General features: G+C 68.9%; 20 protein-coding genes and 1 pseudogene. 7 read left to right on the forward strand and 14 right to left on the reverse strand.

The annotated features are described in order from the left end of the window. Nucleotides 1-104: 104 nt before the first annotated feature. The 6 genes from ACFYP5_RS31830 to ACFYP5_RS31855 form a co-directional block, all read right to left on the reverse strand. Nucleotides 105-950: a hypothetical protein gene (locus ACFYP5_RS31830; protein WP_389042326.1), complete on the reverse strand. Its 846-nt coding sequence runs from the start codon at nt 948-950 to the stop codon at nt 105-107. Between the two features lie 426 nt (nt 951-1376). Further along, a complete protein-coding gene (locus ACFYP5_RS31835) occupies nt 1377-2039 on the reverse strand; it encodes a Type 1 glutamine amidotransferase-like domain-containing protein (RefSeq protein ID WP_389042328.1) in 663 nt (220 codons plus the stop codon). A 104-nt stretch (nt 2040-2143) separates the two neighbouring features. Continuing rightward, a complete protein-coding gene (locus ACFYP5_RS31840) occupies nt 2144-2890 on the reverse strand; it encodes a VOC family protein (RefSeq protein ID WP_389042330.1) in 747 nt (248 codons plus the stop codon). A 564-nt stretch (nt 2891-3454) separates the two neighbouring features. Continuing rightward, nucleotides 3455-3814, reverse strand: a complete 360-nt coding sequence (locus ACFYP5_RS31845) for an STAS domain-containing protein (protein ID WP_389042332.1) — start codon at nt 3812-3814, stop codon at nt 3455-3457. Further along, a complete protein-coding gene (locus ACFYP5_RS31850) occupies nt 3811-5079 on the reverse strand; it encodes a PP2C family protein-serine/threonine phosphatase (RefSeq protein WP_389042547.1) in 1269 nt (422 codons plus the stop codon). Before ACFYP5_RS31850 ends, ACFYP5_RS31845 begins: the two co-directional genes overlap by 4 nt. Continuing rightward, the gene (locus tag ACFYP5_RS31855) at nt 5079-5888 is read right to left on the reverse strand and encodes an alpha/beta fold hydrolase (RefSeq protein ID WP_389042333.1); all 810 of its coding nucleotides are present in this window, start codon (nt 5886-5888) and stop codon (nt 5079-5081) included. The genes ACFYP5_RS31850 and ACFYP5_RS31855 overlap by 1 nt, the downstream gene beginning before the upstream one ends. A 518-nt stretch (nt 5889-6406) precedes the next feature. Between ACFYP5_RS31855 and ACFYP5_RS31860 the strand changes: the two genes are divergently transcribed. Next, complete coding sequence (locus tag ACFYP5_RS31860; RefSeq protein WP_389042335.1) at nt 6407-7018, forward strand: dihydrofolate reductase family protein; 612 nt, start codon at nt 6407-6409, stop codon at nt 7016-7018. A gap of 217 nt (nt 7019-7235) precedes the next feature. Beyond that, on the forward strand, nt 7236-8057 hold the full coding sequence (locus tag ACFYP5_RS31865) for a hypothetical protein (RefSeq protein WP_389042337.1): 822 nt from the start codon (nt 7236-7238) through the stop codon (nt 8055-8057). A gap of 36 nt (nt 8058-8093) precedes the next feature. Here ACFYP5_RS31865 and ACFYP5_RS31870 read toward each other — a convergent pair. Then, nucleotides 8094-8219 (reverse strand): annotated as a pseudogene (locus ACFYP5_RS31870) (GNAT family N-acetyltransferase); the annotation flags it as partial. 299 nt (nt 8220-8518) lie between these two features. On the opposite strand from ACFYP5_RS31870, the gene ACFYP5_RS31875 reads away from it, so the two are divergent. From ACFYP5_RS31875 to ACFYP5_RS31890, 4 genes are read left to right on the forward strand one after another with little or no spacing between them, the layout of a single operon-like run. Then, entirely contained in the window at nt 8519-9298 is a 780-nt protein-coding gene (locus ACFYP5_RS31875) for a hypothetical protein (protein WP_389042339.1), read from the forward strand. Continuing rightward, nucleotides 9299-9778 (forward strand): DUF6916 family protein, encoded by a 480-nt coding sequence (locus ACFYP5_RS31880; RefSeq protein WP_389042341.1) that lies wholly within the window; start codon nt 9299-9301, stop codon nt 9776-9778. Continuing rightward, nucleotides 9756-10265, forward strand: a complete 510-nt coding sequence (locus tag ACFYP5_RS31885; protein WP_389042342.1) for a phage tail protein — start codon at nt 9756-9758, stop codon at nt 10263-10265. The genes ACFYP5_RS31880 and ACFYP5_RS31885 overlap by 23 nt, the downstream gene beginning before the upstream one ends. Beyond that, nucleotides 10262-10717, forward strand: a complete 456-nt coding sequence (locus ACFYP5_RS31890) for a GNAT family N-acetyltransferase (protein ID WP_389042344.1) — start codon at nt 10262-10264, stop codon at nt 10715-10717. The genes ACFYP5_RS31885 and ACFYP5_RS31890 overlap by 4 nt, the downstream gene beginning before the upstream one ends. Before the next feature lie 210 nt (nt 10718-10927). Here the strand turns inward: ACFYP5_RS31890 and ACFYP5_RS31895 are convergent, their stop codons facing one another. The 7 genes from ACFYP5_RS31895 to ACFYP5_RS31925 all read right to left on the reverse strand — a co-directional run bounded on the left by ACFYP5_RS31895 (nt 10928) and on the right by ACFYP5_RS31925 (nt 17703). Beyond that, a complete protein-coding gene (locus tag ACFYP5_RS31895) occupies nt 10928-11200 on the reverse strand; it encodes an HPr family phosphocarrier protein (RefSeq protein ID WP_389042346.1) in 273 nt (90 codons plus the stop codon). 50 nt (nt 11201-11250) lie between these two features. Continuing rightward, nucleotides 11251-13260: a fructose-specific PTS transporter subunit EIIC gene (locus ACFYP5_RS31900; protein WP_389042348.1), complete on the reverse strand. Its 2010-nt coding sequence runs from the start codon at nt 13258-13260 to the stop codon at nt 11251-11253. Between the two features lie 84 nt (nt 13261-13344). Continuing rightward, nucleotides 13345-14292 carry a 1-phosphofructokinase gene (gene pfkB, locus ACFYP5_RS31905; protein ID WP_389042349.1) on the reverse strand — a complete coding sequence of 316 codons (948 nt, stop codon included), beginning with the start codon at nt 14290-14292 and terminating at the stop codon, nt 13345-13347. Beyond that, nucleotides 14289-15050 carry a DeoR/GlpR family DNA-binding transcription regulator gene (locus ACFYP5_RS31910; RefSeq protein ID WP_389042549.1) on the reverse strand — a complete coding sequence of 254 codons (762 nt, stop codon included), beginning with the start codon at nt 15048-15050 and terminating at the stop codon, nt 14289-14291. The genes pfkB and ACFYP5_RS31910 overlap by 4 nt, the downstream gene beginning before the upstream one ends. 560 nt (nt 15051-15610) lie before the next feature. Next, the gene (locus ACFYP5_RS31915; protein WP_389042351.1) at nt 15611-16807 is read right to left on the reverse strand and encodes an MFS transporter; all 1197 of its coding nucleotides are present in this window, start codon (nt 16805-16807) and stop codon (nt 15611-15613) included. A gap of 258 nt (nt 16808-17065) precedes the next feature. Further along, nucleotides 17066-17437: a fic family toxin-antitoxin system, toxin component gene (locus tag ACFYP5_RS31920; protein WP_389042551.1), complete on the reverse strand. Its 372-nt coding sequence runs from the start codon at nt 17435-17437 to the stop codon at nt 17066-17068. Between the two features lie 2 nt (nt 17438-17439). After that, nucleotides 17440-17703, reverse strand: coding sequence for a hypothetical protein (locus ACFYP5_RS31925; protein WP_389042353.1), 264 nt, complete (start codon nt 17701-17703; stop codon nt 17440-17442). 647 nt (nt 17704-18350) lie between these two features. On the opposite strand from ACFYP5_RS31925, the gene ACFYP5_RS31930 reads away from it, so the two are divergent. Continuing rightward, the gene (locus ACFYP5_RS31930) at nt 18351-20594 is read left to right on the forward strand and encodes an FAD-dependent oxidoreductase (protein ID WP_389042354.1); all 2244 of its coding nucleotides are present in this window, start codon (nt 18351-18353) and stop codon (nt 20592-20594) included. Nucleotides 20595-20700: the final 106 nt, after the last annotated feature.

The raw sequence follows: 20700 nt of genomic DNA on the forward strand, positions 1-20700 counted from the left end.
AATCCAGCACATCATCCCCGAACGCCTCGACCAGCAAAGACACCGCCAGAACCGTGGCTCCCGAGGCGGCCGACCCACCGGCTTCGACAGCGAGCACTAACCGGTCAGCCGGTGCGCACCGCGGTGACTGTGAAGCGTTCGACTTCGGCGATGTGCCCGCCGGTGGACGCGACGACCGTGAGCACCGGGTCGCCGGGGCCGGAGAAGGACACAGACTCTTTCCAGTGGCGGCCGTTGCCGCCTGCCGCCGTGCAGCAGGAGGTGCCTAGCGGTGCCGCGGACGACGGCTGGCGCACCTGTATGCGGATTCTCTCGTCCACGCCGGTGATCCGCCCGCCGGTCAGCAGGGGGGAGCGGACGATCAACCCGTATCCGGGATTGGTCAGGGAGAACGTCGTGTCGTCGGTGCCCACGACCTCCCACGGGGCATCCGGGCCGGTGCCGTACCGCACGAGGTGGATGACCGCCGCAGTGCCCGTGACTCCCGCGGGCCTGCTCAGCCCGACGCCGATACGGGCGTCCGGACCTCTGACGATGTGCGCGGTGACGCGGTCGATGTCCTGGAAGCCCAGGTAGCCCTGGGTGAAAGACAGTGCGGTCTCGTCAGGGTCGAGATGCCAGGGCTGGTGGCCGGTGGAGTGGAAGTCACGCTCCCACGCCCGGGCTTCGGCGAGCGTGGTGAAGGGCCACATCGGCTGGAAGCGCCCAGAGCCGAGCGGCGGCGCGCCGCCCCCGGGCCCCGGCGTGGTCGGCGCCGACGTGCCCGGTGGGGTGATCGCCGAGGGGCCCGACGGTACGGAGACGGTGGCCGACCGCGACGGCGACGATGTGCCCGGTGCGGCGGACGGCCCTGACGCGCTCGGGGGCGAGCCGGAACTCCCGCAGGCGGTGAGCACCAGGCCGGTCCCGGCTGTTGCAGCGAAGAGTCGGAAGCGGAGCCGAATGTTCATGGGCGCCCCAGGAGACACGTATCGACCGTTGATACTGCTTGTGCGACTATCGTGCCACTAGTCCGGTTCGTGTCATAGTGGCCAGGACCAGCTGCTTTTCAGCACGACGCGTGATCAGCAGCGCGTGGGAGCCTCGGCGGTCGGTCAGCCTGTCAACCAGCGGCCGGCGGTTCGTTCATTCCACGCAGAGAGAATCCGGTCGCGAACTCTCCTGTCCTCGACTGGGGTTCACCCCGGCGCGAACCGAACCGCGACGAGGATCGCCACCTCGCGGAGCAACGATTGCCACCGGTCAAGGACTGCTCTTCGCCGTGCGGTCACCGCCCGATCTTGCCAGGTGCAGGCACCTCACCAAGAACACGCGGTGGAAGTGCTGCAAGGCGACAAGGTCACGTCCAACGGTGCGACGTCACGAATGCCAGGCGGCTATGACCCGAACTTCGTCCATTGCCCTTCGGAGATCACCTCGACGGAGGCGTCGACGACCTTGATGGCCGTCTGTTCGTCGATGGCGTAGGCCGGAACGCCGATGTCGGCGGCCCACCGCTCTGCGTCCGCCAGGGTGTTCTGCGGGAAGGCGTCCAGGTGCGGAAAGATCGAGAAGTCGACGACTCCCAGGGTGCGGTCGTCCGGCGCGGACGGCCACTCGGCGAAGTACGCTCCGATCCGGGGCGTCATCACCATGCTTCCGGCACTCACTCCCACCCAGACCGTGTCGGGCAGCGAAGGCAGCAGATCGGCCAGCCCGGACTCCCGCATCCAGTGGCACAGATACGTCGCGTCGCCGCCGTCGACCAGGAGCACGTCGGCCTCCCGGAGCCAGGGGACCCATCGCTCCGCGCCGATGGTGGGCAGTGCGGTGAGCTCGAGGACACCGAGCGACGCCCAGCCCAGGCCGGACAGGTGCAGCCCCTCGGGTTCGGCGGCTACGAAGCCCCGCACCGATGTCGGACCGCACATCGGGTGACCCCACTGTGCTGTCGGGACACAGAGGGCGTGGCACTCGGCGGTCGGCTTGCCGAGGAGCTGCACGAGCGCCAAGTGGATGCTTGGGTTCGTGACGCCGCCTGACGTGAGCAAGAGCTTCATAGTGCCTCCAATTGAATCGACCGGGACGCTGCAGCCCAACCCACCCGGGGCATGGCGCATGAGCACACAAAGCTCAGATGTCGGGGTGCCGTTGAGGCTCCGCGTCAGGAGGACGGGGCGAGGACGCAGAACTCGTGGCCCTCCGGGTCGGTCAGACACCTCCACGGGACGTCCCCCTGGCCCAGGTCGAGGTCGGTGGCACCGAGGGCCCGTAGCCGGGTCACCTCCGCCTCTTGATCCTCACCGGGGTACGGCAGCAGGTCAAGATGGACGCGGTCCGGCACGGTCTTCCCGCCGGGCTTGCGGAGGAACTCGAGATACGGGCCGACACCCTTGGCGGAACGCAACACCGCATGATCGTCGGTCACCTCGTGCAGGGTCCAGTCCATCGCCTCGTCCCAGAACCGGGCCATGTTCCGTGGATCTTCACAGTCGACCACCACCGTGGCGATCGGCCCGGTGTCCCGGTAGATCTCCCGAGGCTCCAGCACGCAGAACTCGTTGCCCTCGGGGTCGGCGAGGACCGTCCACGGCACTTGTCCCTGCCCCACGTCCACGGGCGTCGCACCGAGAGCCTGGAGGCGCGCGACCAACTCTGCCTGGTGGGCCAGAGAGGTGGTGGCGAGATCGAGGTGCACACGGTTCTTTGTTGTTGTCTTGGGTTCCGCGACGGTAACGACGTCGACGCAGACGGCAACAGCGTCCGGCCAGACGAAGCCGCCGCCGGGTTCGACGTTGGTCACGCCGGGTCCCTCGCTGGAAACACCCCATCCGAGGGCCTCCGCCCAGAACCGGCCGACCGCCGCGTCATCAAGAGCCTTTATGTTCACCTGAACAGGTCGCAGAGCCATGCCGTCGATCCTATGCACCCGCTCTGCAACGATGCGGGCACCGTCGCCAAACAGAGATCAACTCGCTTGTCGGCCGCAAGGCTCAGCTCGCCGACCGGAGCGCTCAGTGCCGCCAGATGAAGTGCTAAATCAGACGACCTCGACCAGATCGCGTCACTCGCCCGACTGCTTTCGGAAGTCAAGCAGTCCTCGACGACGCAACGAGAGACTTGAGGTAGCCCTCGCCGCCCGCTTCGGCCTCAGCACCGTGGCTCGCCTGGACGCCCACGATCGGCCCGCCCCAAGTGGCGATGCCATCTGCGCCCAAGAGTCAGCCGAGGCCGGGCATGACAACCACATGGGTAATCAATCGGTTGGTTGTTCCACGTCTCCTACACCGAGGAGGGCAGGTGGCGATTGTTGAACCCTCTAGTGGAGACGATTCTCTTGGTCGAAAACCCATCTACCAGGGGCTTCACCACACTGTCAGCTCAACTGGGCATCTTGGCCGCCGGTTTGAAAGACTTCGACGCTGCTCAGCGAACTCACGCTCATGGGCCGGGAGGGGTTGCTGAGTGAGCCGAGTCAGCTCGGTGCCGGCTGCCAGGCGGCTTCGGCGGCTTGGGCGGTGGTGTGCGTGGGGAAGACCTGCTCCAGGCCCACGATGCGGAAGATTCGGCTGACACGGTCGGGGACCGCGGCCAGGACGATGGCCGCGTTCGCGGCCAGGGCGTGGTTGCGGGCAGCTATCAGGACAGTGATCCCGGTGGAGTCGCAGAACGTGAGGCGTCCGAGATCGAGGACGAGCTGTTGCCCCGCTCGCAGGTCGAGCGCCAGCAGCACGGTGCGGACGTCGGAGGCCGTGTGGCGGTCAAGTTCCCCGGCCAGTTCCATGATCGGTCCGGCGGGAGTGGCACGGGTACGGAGAGTCAGTTGTTCGGTCACTGCTGCTCTTCACTGGTGGGTCGGGGCACGTTGATGGCCAGGGCGGCGGTGTCGTCGTCCACTCCGGTTCCGAAGGTGTCGAGCAGGTCCCGGATCGCGACGATCGTGTCCGTGGCGGTGGTGGGTGCGAGGGCACGGGCGAAGTCGAGGAGGGCTTCGTCGCCGTATCGGTCGCCGGCTCCGGTGCTCGCGGTGTGGGCTTCGGTGAGGCCGTCGGTGTGGAGCAGCAGGGTGTCGCCGGGGTTCAGGCGGATGGTGGTGGTGGCGATGTGAGCGTCGGGCAGGACGCCGATGAGCTGGCCGCCGGGGGTGGGCAGGTAGTCGGCCGTGCCGTCGGCACGCATCAGCAGGGCGGCGGGATGTCCGCCGCTGGCCAGGGTGACGCGGAAACCGCCCTGGTCGCCGTAAGGCGTGAGCAGGCCGAAGATCACGGTGCAGAACCGGGGGTCAGCTCCGCTGTATTCATGGTTCAAGACGGTGTTGAGGTTGCCGAGCACGGCTGCGGGGTCCGGGTCGTAGACCGCGGCGGCACGCAGCGTGTAGCGGGCGAGAGAGGTCACGGCCGCGGCGGCGGCACCTTTGCCGCACACGTCACCGAGGAACAACCCCCAGGTTCCGGCGGCCAGCGGGAAGAGGTCGTAGAAGTCGCCGCCGACCTCGTCGGCCGAAGCGACGTGATAGTGCGCAGCGACGTCCAAGCCGGGCACGTTTGCCAGGGCGGGCGGCAGAAGTGTCTTCTGCAGGGTGGTGTTGAGGCGCTTGAGGCGTTCGCGTTCCTGCTCGGCTTCCTGGCGGGCTCGCAGCAGTTCGGTTTCGTAGGCACGGCGGTCACGGGCGTCGACGAGGGTGGTACGGATCAGCAACGGCTGCCCGTCGCTGTCCGTCTTCACGGTCGAGGTGACCAGGACCGGAAGACGGGAGCCGTCGGCGGTCCTGAGCTCCAGGGCGATGCCACTGATCTCACCCTGCATGCGCAGCAGCGGCGCGAAATGCGTCTCGTGATAGAGCCGCCCGCCGACGCTCAACAGGTCGGAGAAGTGCTTGCGGCCCACCAGGTCACCGCGCTCGTAGCCGAGCCAGTCCAGCAATGTGGCATTTACCTTGGCTATCTGGCCGTCCAGCAGGGTGGACAGGTAGCCGCACGGGGCATGCTCGTACAGGTCCTCGGCACTGTCCTCCAGCAACACGGAGAACTCCGCCTGCCCGACCGGCTTCACGCCCGCTTCCGGGCTCCGGCCCTCTTTCTCATCGCCGGTCCTGCCCATCATCTGGTGGTTCCCACGAATGCGGCGATCGCCGCAGTTGTCTCCTCCGGCGCGGCAAGCTGGGGACAGTGCCCCGTCGCGTTCAACGTAACGAGTCGACTGCCGGGCATCTGCGCGTGGACGAACGCGCCCACCTCAGGCGGCGCGATCGCGTCGCTGGAGCACTGAGCAACCAGCGTGGGAACGCCTACCCGGGCAAGGTCCGCGCGGTTGTCGGACAGGAACGTCACCCGCGCAAAGACGCGTGCGATGTCCGGATCGGTGCGGCAGAAACTGTTGGTCAGCTCCTCGCCGAGCTCCGGCCGCTCCGGGTTACCCATGATGACCGGCGCCATCGCACCCGACCATCCCAGATAGTTCGCCTCCAGCGACTCCAGCAGCTCGTCGATGTCCGCGGCACTGAACCCGCCCCGGTAGCCAGTGGCCGGATCGTCGATGAAGCACGGTGACGGGGCGAGCAGCACCAGACCGGCGAACGCCTCCGGCTCCCGCGCGGCGGCCAGCACGCCCATCATCGCGCTCACCGAATGCCCCACGAAGGTCACCGGCCCGAGCGCCAACTCGTTGCAGATCTCCAGCACATCGTCGACGTACCCGTCCAGCGCCGCATGGCGCTCCTGACTCCACGCCGACAGGTCGGAACGCCCCGCGCCGACGTGGTCGAAGAGCACCACGGTGAAATCGCGCTCCAATGCCGGTACGACAAGACGCCACATGTTCTGGTCGCACCCGAATCCGTGTGCGAGCATCACCACCGGCCCCCCGGACCGCCCGGTCACCGTCACATGGTTCCTGCTGCGTACATCCATGCGGCACATCCTCCCAGACCGAAATCACCGGGCATCCTGCCTACCCATTTCCCATGAGCGGACCCTCCCGGGGGCTTCATCAACGGTTCACGACGCCGCTTCGGACCGTCCCCCTTCCTCGCGGGGTGGTTACGTCTCCCTCACCAAGAAGATGACGCCTTCCCAACAGGCGGCGCCGAGGGAAAGGGCCAGGAGAACACGACACAGGGCGCGGGTGAAATCCGCGCAGCTTCATTTCTCCAGCCCTGGGACACGGCAGCGAGCGTGGCGTTCCTACGCACCCGCGGCCGGCGCCCCGAATCCCCCGTCCGGTTGAAGGGCAGGTCCTGTGCGCTCCTCGCCGGTATCCGACCTGCAAGTCTGTGTAAGGAGCAGCGGCGGGCTCGCACAGGCCGTCACGGTCATCAGCGGCCGGACCGATGAGTCTCTGCGCGCCACGGCGTCCAAGGAGTGGAGACGGTCGCGTCTCCCCGCCGAAGCGGCTGAATCGGCCTCCGGGTCGAAGAGAGTGGTGCGCGATGAAGCTGGTTGTGCAGGAGTTCCTGACACTCGACGGTGTCTCCCAGGGGCCGGGGTCCCCGGACGAGGACACCAGCGACGGGTTCACCCGGGGTGGCTGGTTCGTGCCGCACCTGGACGAGGAGTTCGACCGACTCGTCGGCACCTGGCTCGGCGAGGTGGACGCATTCCTGTTCGGCCGCCGTACCTACGAGAACTTCGCGCGGGACTGGCCGAAGATGACCGACCATCCCTTCGCGGGCATCTTGAACGGCCTGCCGAAATACGTGGCCTCCCGCAGCCTGGCCAAGGCCGAGTGGATTCCGACCACCATCCTGTCCGGCGACATCCCCGCCCAGGTCGCCGAGCTGAAGCGGCAGCCCGGCCGGGAACTGCAGATCCACGGCAGCGCCCGGCTGGCCCAGTCTCTGCTGGCTGCCGGGCTGATCGATACCTTGCGCCTCGTGATCGCCCCGGTCGTGGTGGGCCAGGGCCGACGCCTGTTCCCGGACGGCGGAGCACCGGCGGGCCTGCGACTCGTCAGCCATCGGACGACACCGGGCGGTCTCTCGGTGCACACCTTCGAATCGACGGGGCTTCCGGAGTTCGGGACCTACGGGCCCGACGCGTAGGCCGCTGGTGCCGGATCGGCACGGATGGCAGTGATCGCCGGTCGAACTCCCCTGGGTCGACCGGCGATCACGGCTGATCCCATGGACGCGTTCCGCAGAACGTGGCGGTCCAGGTCGCGGGCACCGCATGCGGCCTTGTTGGCGTGTCCATGACCTGGGAGCCTTTCTTCGCGTCGGCCTGCCGCCCGAGTGGGCCCCATCGACACGAGGAGTGTGCATGCACCCCCACTCTGCCCACCGTCCGGCGCTCATCGCCGCGGTCGCCGCCGCCCTCGCCGGACTGCTGATGGCGCTGACCCCCCATCCCGCCGAGGCCTGGGGGTACGGCGTCAACCGGATCCAAAGTGCCGCCGAGGACAGCCACGCCCAGACCGGGATGGGCCCTGGGTGGGTGCTGCTGAGCTACAAGGCCAACGGCCCGATGGTCGGCTACCTGTTCGGCCAGGACTTCGCCTTTGCCGACGGCAGCGTCAAGCCCGGCCCCGACCACATGGACATCCGCGACACCGGAGATGCGACCGCCGGCAACACCGAGGGCATCGACCGCTGGCCCTGGGGCTACGCGGGCGGCAGCTTCGACGGCTGCGCCTACGCATACGGCACCAGCAAATTCGCCTTCGAGCACGGCGGCTTCATGTCCGGCAGCTGCGCGGGCGGGCCGAACGTCAACGGCTCCAGCAATGCCGACGGCAGCCCCGACCAGCTGAACTGGTGGCATTCCGAGAACGTGTTCTGCACGGACACGGCCGCCGATCCGCTGTGTAGTCCGTGGGGCGTGTGGAGCGAGAACAAGGGCGGCGGCCTGAAGGTCACCTCCTCCATCACCTCCTGCACCGTCTACGGCAACATCGGCGCCGCCGCGGCCTACGGCTCCGGAGCGGCGGTACCCGCGCACCCGCTCGCCACTGTGCCGTCCGGCCAGCAGATCGACGTGCGCTACGTTGCCAAGAGCCGCCAGTGGGTCATGGCGAAATGGAACGGTCAACGCCTGGCGGGCGGCATCGCCTGGGCGTTCTTCCCCCGCAACTGCCTGGCCTGAGCGGGCGCCATATGACTGCGGGCTCGGGCCATGGTTTCAGAGGGCGATCAGCCCGGCCGGCGTCTCCCTGAAGCCACAGACATCGAAATAGAACGAACGCAGATGTTCCTCGAAGGCGACGTGAAGCCACTCGCACTTCGCGGCCCAGGCTTTCTTCGCCGCAACTCGCCGCGACTGCCTCCACGGAGATCGTCGACCCGTGCCCTGACGGACTGCGCCGGGCGGACCAGCATTCAAGATCCAGGAGAGTGAACCCGGTGGTGTGGACGCCTGCCGGGGCGTCAGGCGATGACACGCTCTGCCCGGGCTTCCCCGTCGGGACGGGCCGGCCCCGGCCTTCCCTCGGCCACGTGCCTGACGGCCGCCGGTCGAATGGATCTCTCTGTTGTTCCGTCCCTTCCTGAGGAGGCAACTTGTCCCGTCTCGGATCTCGCACCCACGCAGGCAGAACGCGACTTCGCGTGACTGCCGTGGCGGGAGTCGTTTCAACTCTCTGCTGCCTCGCCCTGTCCGACGGCACCGCCCACGCAGACACCCCGCCGCCGCAGCGCCCGTCCCAGGGTGTGATCCACGCCTGTTACAACTCACGCACCGGTGCTCTGCGGTACGTGTCGCGCGCCTCGGACTGCCACCGGCGCGAGCTCCCGCTGTCGTGGAACCAGTCCGGAGTACCCGGGGCGGCGGGACCACAAGGACCAGCCGGACCGACCGGGACGACCGGGACGACCGGACCACAAGGACCCCCCGGACCACCCGGCGCAGCAGGACCACATGGACCCGCCGGACCGACCGGGACGACCGGACCACAAGGACCCGCCGGGCCGACTGGCGCGGCAGGACCACAAGGACCCGCCGGACCAATCGGGGCGGCGGGTGGTTCAACTGTCCTGACAGGCCACGTCAGCTTCGTCGATGCCACCGAGACGGCGGGCTTCGTCGGCGCCTCCGGGCAGGCCGGTCTCGGCTCCTCGGCCGATGCCGTCGCCACGCCACTGCCGGACGCCGGCCGGATCAGCACCCTCCGGGTAAAGGTCGGAGAGTCGGCGCAGGGCGTCACCGTTACCGTCATCCGCAACGGAGTGGCGACGGCCCTCACCTGTACCACGGACGCCACCGGTACTTGCGCAGCAACCGTCGGCACCCCCATCGCGTTTGCGGCGGGCGGCACCATCGCCGCGGAGGTCGAGCACCCGGCCGGGCTTCTGCGCGATGTCCGTTGGTCCACCCTCCTGGAGGCCTAGATGACGGTGACCAGACGAGTGGCTCTACTGCACGGAGCCGCCCTCGGCGCAGCCCTCGTGGTGCCGTACGCAGGCGGCGCGGGCTGGACAGCCGCCGCCACCGGTGCCGGCGGCGAGGGTTCCGGTCGTACCGACGCCTACTCGCACGCCGCCTGGAAGGCACGGGTCGGATCGACCGTACGCGTCGCCGGCCGGCCTGGTTCCGCCTTGCGGGTGGTCGCGGTGCAGGACGGGGCGCACGTAACCCGCAGCAACGACAAGCCGGGCCGGGGGGATGTCTTCACGATCCGCTTTGCCGGGCACTCAGGTCCGGCACTGGACGAGGGAATCCACATCCTCGACGACTCTGCCCTCGGTTCCCCCTCCCTCTTCCTGATTCCGGCCGGTCCGGGATCGGCCTATCAGGCTGTGGTCAACACATGGCTGCCCGAGAGCGGCAGCGGAAAGGCAGTGAACGGTGTCGGAACCGTATCTCGGTGAGATCCGCTTGGTCGGCTTCAACTACGCTCCCGACGGTTGGGCCCTGTGCAACGGCCAGTTGCTGCCAATCAGCCAGAACACGTCCCTGTTCACCCTGCTCGGCACCTTGTACGGGGGCGACGGACTGACCACCTTCGCCCTGCCGGACCTGCGCGGGCGCCTACCAATGCATCAGGGGCAGGGCCTCGGTCTCTCTCCCCGCACCATCGGCGAGTCCGGAGGTGCGGAGACGGTTGCTCTGACAACCGATCAGATTCCCTCGCACACGCACACCCTGACGGGTTCCGCCGCACGCCAGGACACCGACCTGGTATCGGGGGCGACCCCCACCAAGGGTGGCTACTACACCACCCAGACCCCGACGGTCGGGATGCACCCTGCGGCCATCGCCGCGACCGGGGGCGGCCGGCCGCACACCAACCTGCAACCCTTCCTCTGCGTGAACTTCATCATCGCGCTCGTAGGGCTCTACCCCTCACAAGCGTGACCACCACCGTCACGTTCCGGGCGCAGGAGGAGGCGGACGCCTCATTTCTGCGGCGGCTCTTCGCAGCCGGCCTCGAATCCTCGCTCGGCCTGAATGCCTGGCCGGAGCGTGAGCGCGAGCTCATGCTGGGCCGGCAGTACGACGCCCGTGAGCGCGACTGGGTGGAGCGGTATCCGTCGGGCCGGCTGGAGATCATCGAGTTCGATGGTGCTCCAGCCGGCCGGATCCGTCTCACACGGCCGGAACCTGACGGTTCCCGCCGTGTGGTCGACCTCGCGATCGCCCCTGAGTACCGGCGACGAGGGGTGGCTACCGAGGCACTGACCTGCTGCGAGGGCGCCCTCACCCTGCACGTCGCCCGAACCAACCTGCCTGCCCTGCGGCTCTACGACCGTCTGGGATTTGTCGTCCAGGACGGCGACGAGCTGAACCTTCTCCTGCGTCGACCGTGACTGGCACCTTGCACCGCCGACTTCAGGGCGCCTTCGGGGGCGTCGGAACCACGACTGGTCGGCGGAAAAGCCGGGCGGTATGCCCTTCGGTTGGGTTCCCGCCGGAATTTGGCCCACCACGGCCGCCATTGACGTACTGCCCGGGCGCCGGCACAACGCCCGCCGCCCCTGGGGCCGTTGCGCGCTCAATGGACGGCGGGGGCGCTGGCATCAGGGCGTGGCGTCAAGGTCACGGGCGAGGAGTGTGGCCAGCTCCTCGACCGCGACCTCCGCACCGTCGCCCTCCGCGGCCAGTACCACCGAGTCGCCGTACTGGGCCGCGAGGGCGAGCACGGAGAGCAGACTCCGGGCGTCGACCCCGCTCCGACCGTCCCGGCTGATGGTCACCTTGACCGGCTGCCGAGTCGCTGCCTGGACGAGCAACGAGGCCGGGCGAGCGTGCAGACCGCTGCGGGAACCCACGACGACAGTGCGCTGATGCATGGTGAACTCTCCTGTTTGGTGATGGGGGAACGGAGTTACGGGGCGGACCGTCAGGCGGCGACGGAGATCTGGGACTCTTCGATCGCCGGGGCCGGCGCCCCCACGGTCTTGCGCACGCCCTTGAGCAGCACGACCAACGCGGTCGCGACGGCGGTACCGGCGGCAACGGCCAGCAGGTAGAGGAACGGATCGCCGATGAGGGGTACGACGAAGATGCCACCGTGCGGGGCGCGCAGAGTGCAGCCGAAGGCCATCGACAGCGCACCGGTCACGGCGCCACCGGCCATCACCGATGGGATCACCCGGAGAGGGTCGGCCGCCGCGAACGGGATCGCGCCCTCGCTGATGAAGGATGCGCCCAGGACCCAGGCCGCCCTGCCGTTCTCCCGCTCGGTCTTGGTGAACAGCCTGCCGCGTACGGTGGTTGCGAGTGCCATGGCCAGCGGCGGCACCATGCCGGCTGCCATCACTGCGGCCATCACCTTCAGGCTGCCGGGCGTCGGGTCGGCCAGGCCGCCGACCGCGAAGGCGTAAGCCACCTTGTTCAGCGGCCCGCCCATGTCGAAGCACATCATCAGGCCGAGGACGATGCCGAGAATGATCGCGTTCGAGCCGGAGAGCCCGTTGAGGCCGTCGGTAAGGGCTCGTTGGAGTGAGGCGATCGGCTTGCCGACGACGATGAACATCAGGAAGCCGACGACCACCGAGGCGATCAGGGGAATCACCAGCACCGGCATGATGCCGCGCAGCGTGGGATGGACTTTCACCCGTTGGATCGCCATCACCACCGCACCGGCCAGCAGACCCGCCGCGAGGCCGCCGAGGAAGCCGGCGTTGATGGTGAGGGCGATGGCACCGCCGACGAACCCGGGGACGAGCGCGGGCCGGTCCGCCATGCCGTACGCGATGTACCCGGCCAGTACCGGAACCAGGAAGGCGAATGCGGCGGTGCCGATCTGGTTGAGCAGAGCGGCCCAGCTGTCGGCCTCGCCCCAGACGAAGTGGTCCGCGACGGATTTGGCACTGGCGATTTCGTAGCCGCCGATGGCGAACGACAGCGCGATGAGGAGCCCGCCTGCGGCGACGAACGGCACCATGTAACTGACGCCGGACATCAGGTAGGTCCGCAACCGGATCCCGAAGTGTGCGCGGTCACCGCCGGTCGTGACTCCGTCGTCCTGCTGAGCGGAGCCACCTGTGACCGTGCTGGTCGCGCCGCGTTCCGCCTGCCGCTTGGCTTCGGCGATCAGAGCGGCCGGTCGGTTGATACCTGCCTTGACTCCGGTGTCGACGACGGGCTTGCCGTCGAACCGTGCCTTCTCGCGCACTTCGACGTCATGTGCCCAGATGACCGCGTCGGCAGCGTCGATGAGCCCTGGGTCGAGCCTTTCGAATCCGGCTGATCCCTGTGTCTCGACGTCCAGAACCACGCCTTCGGCTCGGGCCGCGGCGGCCAGCGACTCGGCGGCCATGTAGGTATGCGCGATGCCGGTCGGACATGAGGTGACGGCGACGATCCGGAAGGGTTCGTCGGTCGGTGCGGCGCTGTCCGCGGCACGGCCGTCCGCTGCTGCGTTCTCCGATGGCGAGGCGTCCGAAGTCGAGCCGGCCGGCCCGACCTCCTCACCTCGGATCAGGGCCGCGGCCGCGGCCGGGGCGCGCTCCGCGCGCAGTGCGCTCGTGAAGGCGGGGTCCATCAGCCGTCGCGCCAAGGCGGACAGGATGGTGAGGTGGTCGTCGTCGGCCCCGGCCGGCGCCGCTATCAGGAAGATCAGATCCGCCGGACCGTCCGCCGCACCGAAGTCGATGCCCCGGTCGCTGCGGCCGAAGGCGAGCGTGGGCGCGGTGACATGCTCGCTGCGGCAGTGCGGGATGCCGATGCCGCCGTCCAGACCGGTCGGCATCTGTACCTCACGGGCGGCGACGTCGGCGAGGAAGCCGTCGAGGTCGCTGACGCGGCCCCCGGCGACCATCCGCTCGGCGAGCGACCGGGCGGCGTCGTACTTCGTCTCGGCAGACAGATCGAGATCGACCAGTGCCGCGGTGATCAGTTCACTCATCGCGGAGCTCCTTGCTCGTGGACCGTCCTGCGGGCGGCTCGGGGGACTCGGGGCGGTGTGGGTTGGGTGGCGGATGCCCGGCGGTCATGAAGCCGGCTCCGTCAGGGGTCGATCCAGGTCGATGTCGGTGGTCGTGGTGACCGCCGACAGGTCGAGTTCCGCGGGGGTCGGCATGACGCTGCCGGGCAGCTGCACGGCAGCCGCGCCGTGGGCGACCGCCGCGGCGAGCGCGGCCGGGCCGCGTCCACCCGCGGTGAGGAAGCCCGCGAGGGAGGCGTCGCCGGCTCCGACATTGCTGCGGACCGCGTCCACGCGGGCGCTGCCGAAGTACGTACCCGTACCGTCGACCAACAGCTGCCCGTCGGCCCCGAGGCTGGCCAGAACGGACCGGGCACCACGCTCGCGGAGTTCCTCCGCAGCCTTCACGGCGTCGCCAACCGTCTCCAGTGGGCGACCGACGGCCTCGGCGAGCTCCTCCGCGTTCGGCTTGATCACATCGGGGCGCTCCCGCAGCGCCGCGATCAGCGCCGCACCGGAGGTGTCGAGGGCGATCCGGGCCCCGGCTCGGTGGCTCCGCGCCACCAACTCGGCGTACCACTGCGGGGACAGGCCGCGCGGCAGACTGCCGCAGCAGACGATCCAGTCCGTGGTCGCCGACCGGGTTCGTACGGCATCCAGCAGTGACTCTGCTTCGGCCACGGTGATCTCCGGGCCCACCGCGTTGACCTTGGTCAGCGTTCCATCGGGTTCGACGAGCGTGACGTTGATACGCGTGCTGCCGACGATCGGCACTCCGGCCGCCTCGATGCCGTGCTCGCCGAGCAGCCGGGCCAGCAGCGCGCCCTCGGGCCCGCCGAGCGGTGCGACAGCGATCGTACGGTGGCCCGCTGCCGCGACCGCGCGCGAGACGTTGATGCCCTTGCCGCCGGGGTCGACTCGGTCGGAGGTGGCCCGCAGCACGGCTCCGCGGGTCAGTCCGGGCAGCTCGTACGTACGGTCCAGGCTGGGATTGGGGGTGACGGTGAGGATCATGCGCGTACTACTTCCGTGCCCAGGCCCTCGACGGCAAGGGCGTCGTCCGAGCCGAGTCCGGTATCGGTGATGAGCAGATCGACCTGCGCGAGATCACCGAAGCGCGCGAAGTGTTCCTGGCCGAACTTGGCGGAGTCGGCCAGGAGCACGACCCGCCGGGCTGCACGGATCATGGCGCGCTTGACGGCGGCCTCGGCCAGGTCCGGCGTGGTCAGACCTCCCCTCGGTGAGAAGCCGTTGGTGGCGAGGAAGACGACATCGGCGTTGATCTCGCTGTAGGCGTTCAACGCCCAGGCGTCGACGGCGGCGCGGGTACGGTGCCGCACACGGCCACCAACGAGATGCAGCGCGATACCAGGGTGGTCGGCGAGCCGGGCGGCGACCGGCAGCGCGTGGGTGACCACGGTGAGGTGGGCGTCGAGCGGGATGACTGCGGCCAGCCGAACGGCCGTGCTGCCCGCGTCGATGATCACGCTGCCGTCGATGGGGAGTTCACCGAGCGCGGCGGCCGCGATGCGCTCCTTCTCGTCGATGGCCACCACATCGCGCTCGGCGAGATCGGGCTCGAAGTCGAGCCGCCCGGCCGGAATCGCGCCGCCATGGACGCGCCGCAGCAGTCCGGCCCGATCCAGCGCTTTCAGATCACGCCGCACGGTCTCGGCAGTGACCTGGAACTCCTCGGCCAGGGACAGCACGTCGACCCGGCCGCTCTCGCGGGCGAGGCGGAGGATCGCTTGCTGCCGCTCCGGTGCATACATGTTGTTTTGGATCCGTTCCATGCCCGAGTGTGTGGATTCGCGGTCACGTTACGCCGATAGGTCGACGATGTAAACAGACTCGGGCATGGGTGGGCGCAAACAGACAGAGGGAAGCCCCGGGTGCGATGCGAGCACCGGAACCGAAGCAGGACACGCCATCGGCGCCGATCCAGGACACCCCCTTCTCGCGGTCGGCCATTTCTCCCGATCGTTCACCTCTCTCGATCGGCGAAGAAGAACAAGATGGCCCGGGAAAGACCACGCGCACCGGGGCTGCAGCGGCATCGCTGCAGCAGGCACGCCAGCCATCGACACCCACGCCCGTTCAGGGACGCCTCCGGGGCGGCCGGGGGCTCGGCGCTCGGAACATCTGGCGGCCCGGCGGCTCTCACACAGCGTCGGGGCGTCGGACGTGCACTCCACCCCGACGATGCGCCGCCCACGGCACCGCACGAGATCGACGCACCACCACGCCCTCGGCAGTCCCACCCAGGGTCGAGCACGAGCGATCACTCGGGGCTGGAGGGACGAATTCCCCTCTCAGAGGCACCTCTCCGCCTTCAGGGCATCGAGGGCGGGGCTGTCTCAAGAGTGCGGCGGAGCAACGTTCCGATGGCGAGAAGGGCAGCGAGCCAGCAGGCGCTGAGCGCAAATGCCTGCCGGTGTCCAAGGCCTTCCGTAATGGCCCCACCCACCGCGTTGCCCAGCGCGCCACCCACCAGCCAGACGCTCACCATCAGGGTGTACGACCTTGTCAGCGCGGCCCGGGAAGCCAGTGTGTCCAGCAGCGCAGAGGAAGCGATGGCGGACGGGCCACCGCACATACCTACCAGGAACAGAGCGGGGAACAACAGGGCAAGGCTGCTCGCGGCCCACGCTGCCATGCCGACCGCCAGAGCCCAACCTGCCAGGGTCGCAAGCAGAAGGCGGGCCGGTGACCAGCGCCACGGGCGGGCTCCGAAGGCCAGCCCTGCGATGATTTCACCCGCCGAGACCATGGCGATCAGAACTCCGCTGTCCGCAGCGGTGCCCAGTGCCAAGGCGGCTGCGGGCACAGCGACGGCGACAATGCCGGCCGAAAGTCCCGCTCCTGCCGCGATCAGGAGCAAGACGGCCAGGCCACCGTTCCTACGGAGGTCCTTACTCCGGGCGGAGGTCCGCAGGGATCTCCAGTTCCGGGAAGCCCTTGTCGTGGAGAAGAGCAGCCCTGCACCACCTGCCAGGACGCCACCCATCACCACGGCCTCGCCCGGTCCCGTCGACACCAGCAGCAGCGACGTGATCAGCGGCCCGGTCAGCAGCGCGAGCTGGAACAACACAGCCAGCAGCGCGTACCCGGCCGTGCGGGCCTCAGCTCCTCGGACCGACTCGGCGAGCAGCACCCTCATGCTGCCGGTGGTCGCCGGAATGCAGATTCCCATTCCGGCACTGGTGGCAACAGCGAAACCCTGCGGGTCGACAGCAGGCGCTGCGGCAACCAACAAGACGCCAAAGGCTGCACAGGCGACGCCCGCATGCGCGAGGATCTTCGCCTGGCCATAGCGGTCGATGAGCCGCCCCTGCACCGTCATCCCGGCGGCGTTACCCAGGCCGAACGCTGCCGCCGCCAGGCCACCGGCGGCAAGCGAGCCGGTCAGCTCGTGCACGTACAGCAACAAGCCCAGGCCCAGCATGCCGATGGGGAGCGCACCGAGCACCATGGCGAGAAACGGGACACGAAGGCCAGAAGTTCTCAAGACATCGAGATAGCCCTGCATAGGGACATGCCTCTCCAGCATGCCCACCCACCCGGGAGCCGAACTCCCAACGACCTACCGTCATTCACGACGGCAGCTGACACACCCGGACTCTACGGCCATGGCCGAAGCAGTCTCAACGGTCGGCCGCGGAGCACCGTCACAAGATGCACCGCCCCCAGCGGTTCACGGCCCTCGCAACGAAAACGAGAAGGGGCTCTGTCTCAGCCTGGAGGCAGCCGTTGCGCAGCCTCGCGCGGGTGAGTTCGGGCGGCGGGGCTACGGGCGCCAGGTGCGCAGCAGTTCGGCGATGCGGCCGGCGGTACAGCGGGGGTCGTACAGCTCGTGGGCCAGGTCGGCGAGCTGCTCGCGCGTCGGCTCGACAGGTATGCCGCTGGCGTTCAGGTACATCACGGCCACGGTGCAGGCGACGGTGAGGTTGGAGCGCTCCAGCCAGCGGCAACGGCCAAGGGTGTGAACCAGGGCGGCGGCGCGGGCGTAGGGCCCGCCGTACACCGGCTGTTCGAGCAGTTCGGCGCGGTGGCGCGAGACGGCCGCGATCGGGACGCCCAGGTCATCGGGTGCGGGATCGCGATGGCCGGCTCGCTCGGCGACTTCCAGGATCCAGGACAGGTCGACATGCAGCGACATGCTCACGCAGCGGCGCCCCGGGCGTTCGGGGCGCCGGTGTACTGCGCGTCGAGGTCGGCTTCCAGGTCGGCGAGGAAGTCGCCGTGGTGGTCGATGAGGCGCTGGGCCGCGGCCATGCCCGCCGCGCGGGCACCGCTGGTGTCCTCGGCGATGAGGCGCTCCACGTAGCGGTTGAAGTCCAGTCCACGTGCGGCCGCGGCATCCTTGCCGGCGGCGAGCACGTCCGGCTCCAGCCGCAGCTGTGTCTGCTTCTTCGAGCTGCTCATAGGGTCAAGGTAGCAGGGTGGTAGCAGAAGGGCGAGCCACCCCGACCGCCGTGACGTCGCGCTCCGTGTCCTCGGAGTCGACGGCGAATCCCGCCCGACGGACGCCGTCCAGCCGCCGGTGCGGTGCCCCGGCATCCACCACTGCTGTGCTGCCCGTCCGGGGAGAACGCGGAGGCCTTTGCGGACCGGTGTCCCCACCGTTCCGCAAAGGCCTCCGCCGTACCGCCCGTCCTCAGCTGCGCGCCAGGGCCTCCTGTGAGTACCCCGGTCAATTCATACCCCTCCGACACCGCCCGCCTGCAGGTGCCGGACACCCCGCCGCTCAGCCTTCGCGGCTCCCTTGACCGCAACTCGAAATGGGTCCTACATTTTTGACATGTTCTTAAGTGTGTTCTCGATTCATCAATGTGAACCACTCTTTCCTGCACGCTCACCAGTCCCCGAGAAGGTGGATGCGGCGGCACTCACCATCGACACGCACTGGCCGTGGAAGACCAAGGACCTCGTCCAGCCCGGGGACCTGTCGTCCGCGGACGGATCGGTGCGGGGTTCCAAAGGCCCGAGGCAGAGTGTCGATCTCGACCGTGACGCACTGGTCCGGCCGCACATGCATGTGCGTGCCCCCGACAGAAGGGGGGCAGCCCCTCATGCGTAAGGAAAGCGTTCACAGCGACGTCACCGTCGTGGGCGGCGGCCTGGCCGGAGTGTGTGCCGCGATCGCCGCCGCCCGGCTGGGCCGTACCGTCGCGCTGGTGCACAACCGACCGGTACTGGGCGGCAATTCGAGCAGCGAGGTGCGGGTGTGGGTGTGCGGGGCGACGGCCCACGGGGTGCACCGCTGGGCTCGCGAGACCGGCATCATGGGTGAGCTGTACCTGGAGAATCAGTACCGGAATCCGGAGGGCAATCCCTATTACTGGGACCAGGTCGTGCTGGACGCGGTCCTCGCCGAGCCGAATCTGCGACTCTTCCTCAACACGGATGTCCGTGACATCACCGCGGAACACGGGAAGCGGATCGAGTCCGTCACCGGTTGGACCATGGGCGCCGAGAGGCTGACCACGTTCACTTCGCCGGTCTTCGTCGACTGCACCGGCGACGGCCTGATCGGCCATCTCGCGGGAGCAGACCATCGCATCGGACGCGAGTCCCGCGCGGAGCACGGCGAGGAGTGGGCGCCGCCGGAGCCCGACCGGCAACTGCTCGGCAGCACCATCCTGTTCTATACGAAGGACGCCGGGCATCCGGTGAAGTACGTGCCTCCGACCTTCGCCAGGAACATCCTGGACACGCCCATTCCGGAACACCGGTTGATCCGTACCGGCGACAACGGCTGCGACTACTGGTGGGTGGAGTGGGGCGGCCAACTCGACACGGTGGACGACAACGAGCGCATCCGCGACGAGCTGTGGTCCGTCATCCACGGTATCTGGGACCACATCAAGAACAGCGGCAGATTCGACGCCGGCAATCTCACTCTGGAGTGGGTCGGAGCCGTCCCCGGCAAGCGTGAGTACCGGCGCTTCCTCGGCGACCACGTGCTGACCCAGACCGAGGTGATGGCCCAGAATCCTTTCGATGACCGGATCGCGTTCGGCGGCTGGTCGGTGGACCTGCATCCGGTCGAGGGCATGTATGCCGAGGAACCCGGTGCCCGTCAGCGCTACTCCGACGGCGTCTACCACATCCCCTTCCGCAGCATCTATTCACGGAACGTCGGAAACCTCCTCTTTGCCGGGCGCAACATCTCCGCCACCCACATCGCCTTCGGATCCACCCGGGTCATGGCCACCTGCGCCACCCTCGGCGAGGCCGCAGGCACGGGTGCGGCTCTGTGTGCCGCGCTCGGCGTGACACCCCGCGAGCTGCACGGCGGACAGCTCGCACTCCTTCAGCAGACCCTGCTCCGGCAGGACGCCTCGCTGATGGGCGTGCGCAACACCGACCCGGACGACCTGGCCCGTGCGGCACGCGTATGCGCCTCCAGCACGCTCACCCGCCTCGCCGTGGAGCCGGGGCCCGGCACAACCACCACGCCATTGCCGCTGGACCGTGACCTGGCCTTCGTGCTCCCCGTCGATCCGCGGCTGGACGACGTGGAACTGCTGGTCGACGTGCACACCGGGGCCGAGTTGACCATCGAGCTCTGGGACACGCTGCGCGGCGAGAACGCCGTACCTGCCCGGCATCTGATCTCTTGCACGGTACCCGTCCCTGAGGGCAAGGAGCAGTGGGTGTCCGCCCATCTGCCCTGGCAACCGGACGAGCCGCGCAACGCCGTCGTGATCGTACGGGCCGATCCGCGCGCGCATCTGCACCTCGTCGACCAACGGCGCACCGGCGTCCTCTGCCTCGCCCGCAAGCGCGCCGGTGAGCCGGGAGTGGATCACGACATCCCCGAGGAGGACGATCAGGCGGTCGCCGAGTGGGTCGCCCGGGGCATGCGCCGGCGCAGCTTCTGCTTCCGCGCCGGTCGGACCCGGGCGTATGACCCGGACAAGACCGTCGGCGGCTACCAGCGGCCCTTCAGCGGACCGCAGATGTGGCACGCGGGCGAGCGGGGCGAGGCGTGGCTGCGGCTCGACTGGGACACCCCGGTGGAGATCGGCACGGTGCACCTCGTCCTCGACGACGACGTGGACGAATACCTCAACAATCTCCACCGGCATCGTACGGAGTTCGAAGTCATGCCGGAGCTGGTCCGCGACTACCGCATCGAGGCCCGGACGGAGGACGGCGGTTGGACGCGCGTCGCCCGGGAGACCGAAAACCGCCGCCGCCACCGGATACACCGGTTCGCCCCGCTCCGGACCACCGCGCTGCGGGTGGTGGTGGAGGCGACGAACGGCGCAGCGGAGGCACGCATCGTGGCGCTGCGCGCCTACGCCTGAACCGCCCCCCGGCCTGCGCCCGGCCGACCGCGCACCGGGTGGGGCGCGGGCCTGCCGGGTGCGGGTGCGGCCGGGGCTCGCAGGGTTCTCAGGGCACGGCCGCAGC

It is taken from the genome of Streptomyces sp. NPDC005262, assembly GCF_042872425.1.
In the GTDB taxonomy this organism is placed as follows: domain Bacteria; phylum Actinomycetota; class Actinomycetes; order Streptomycetales; family Streptomycetaceae; genus Streptomyces.

What these genes read in the sequence shown, in the direction of transcription:
- ACFYP5_RS31830 (WP_389042326.1), bottom strand. Translation starts at nt 950, where the DNA reads ATGAACATTCGGCTCCGCTTCCGACTCTTCGCTGCAACAGCCGGGACC.
- ACFYP5_RS31835 (WP_389042328.1), bottom strand. Translation starts at nt 2,039, where the DNA reads ATGAAGCTCTTGCTCACGTCAGGCGGCGTCACGAACCCAAGCATCCAC.
- ACFYP5_RS31840 (WP_389042330.1), bottom strand. Translation starts at nt 2,890, where the DNA reads ATGGCTCTGCGACCTGTTCAGGTGAACATAAAGGCTCTTGATGACGCG.
- ACFYP5_RS31850 (WP_389042547.1), bottom strand. Translation starts at nt 5,079, where the DNA reads ATGGGCAGGACCGGCGATGAGAAAGAGGGCCGGAGCCCGGAAGCGGGC.
- ACFYP5_RS31855 (WP_389042333.1), bottom strand. Translation starts at nt 5,888, where the DNA reads ATGGATGTACGCAGCAGGAACCATGTGACGGTGACCGGGCGGTCCGGG.
- ACFYP5_RS31860 (WP_389042335.1), top strand. Translation starts at nt 6,407, where the DNA reads ATGAAGCTGGTTGTGCAGGAGTTCCTGACACTCGACGGTGTCTCCCAG.
- ACFYP5_RS31865 (WP_389042337.1), top strand. Translation starts at nt 7,236, where the DNA reads ATGCACCCCCACTCTGCCCACCGTCCGGCGCTCATCGCCGCGGTCGCC.
- ACFYP5_RS31880 (WP_389042341.1), top strand. Translation starts at nt 9,299, where the DNA reads ATGACGGTGACCAGACGAGTGGCTCTACTGCACGGAGCCGCCCTCGGC.
- ACFYP5_RS31895 (WP_389042346.1), bottom strand. Translation starts at nt 11,200, where the DNA reads ATGCATCAGCGCACTGTCGTCGTGGGTTCCCGCAGCGGTCTGCACGCT.
- ACFYP5_RS31900 (WP_389042348.1), bottom strand. Translation starts at nt 13,260, where the DNA reads ATGAGTGAACTGATCACCGCGGCACTGGTCGATCTCGATCTGTCTGCC.
- pfkB (WP_389042349.1), bottom strand. Translation starts at nt 14,292, where the DNA reads ATGATCCTCACCGTCACCCCCAATCCCAGCCTGGACCGTACGTACGAG.
- ACFYP5_RS31910 (WP_389042549.1), bottom strand. Translation starts at nt 15,050, where the DNA reads ATGTATGCACCGGAGCGGCAGCAAGCGATCCTCCGCCTCGCCCGCGAG.
- ACFYP5_RS31915 (WP_389042351.1), bottom strand. Translation starts at nt 16,807, where the DNA reads ATGCAGGGCTATCTCGATGTCTTGAGAACTTCTGGCCTTCGTGTCCCG.
- ACFYP5_RS31920 (WP_389042551.1), bottom strand. Translation starts at nt 17,437, where the DNA reads ATGTCGCTGCATGTCGACCTGTCCTGGATCCTGGAAGTCGCCGAGCGA.
- ACFYP5_RS31925 (WP_389042353.1), bottom strand. Translation starts at nt 17,703, where the DNA reads ATGAGCAGCTCGAAGAAGCAGACACAGCTGCGGCTGGAGCCGGACGTG.
- ACFYP5_RS31930 (WP_389042354.1), top strand. Translation starts at nt 18,351, where the DNA reads ATGCGTAAGGAAAGCGTTCACAGCGACGTCACCGTCGTGGGCGGCGGC.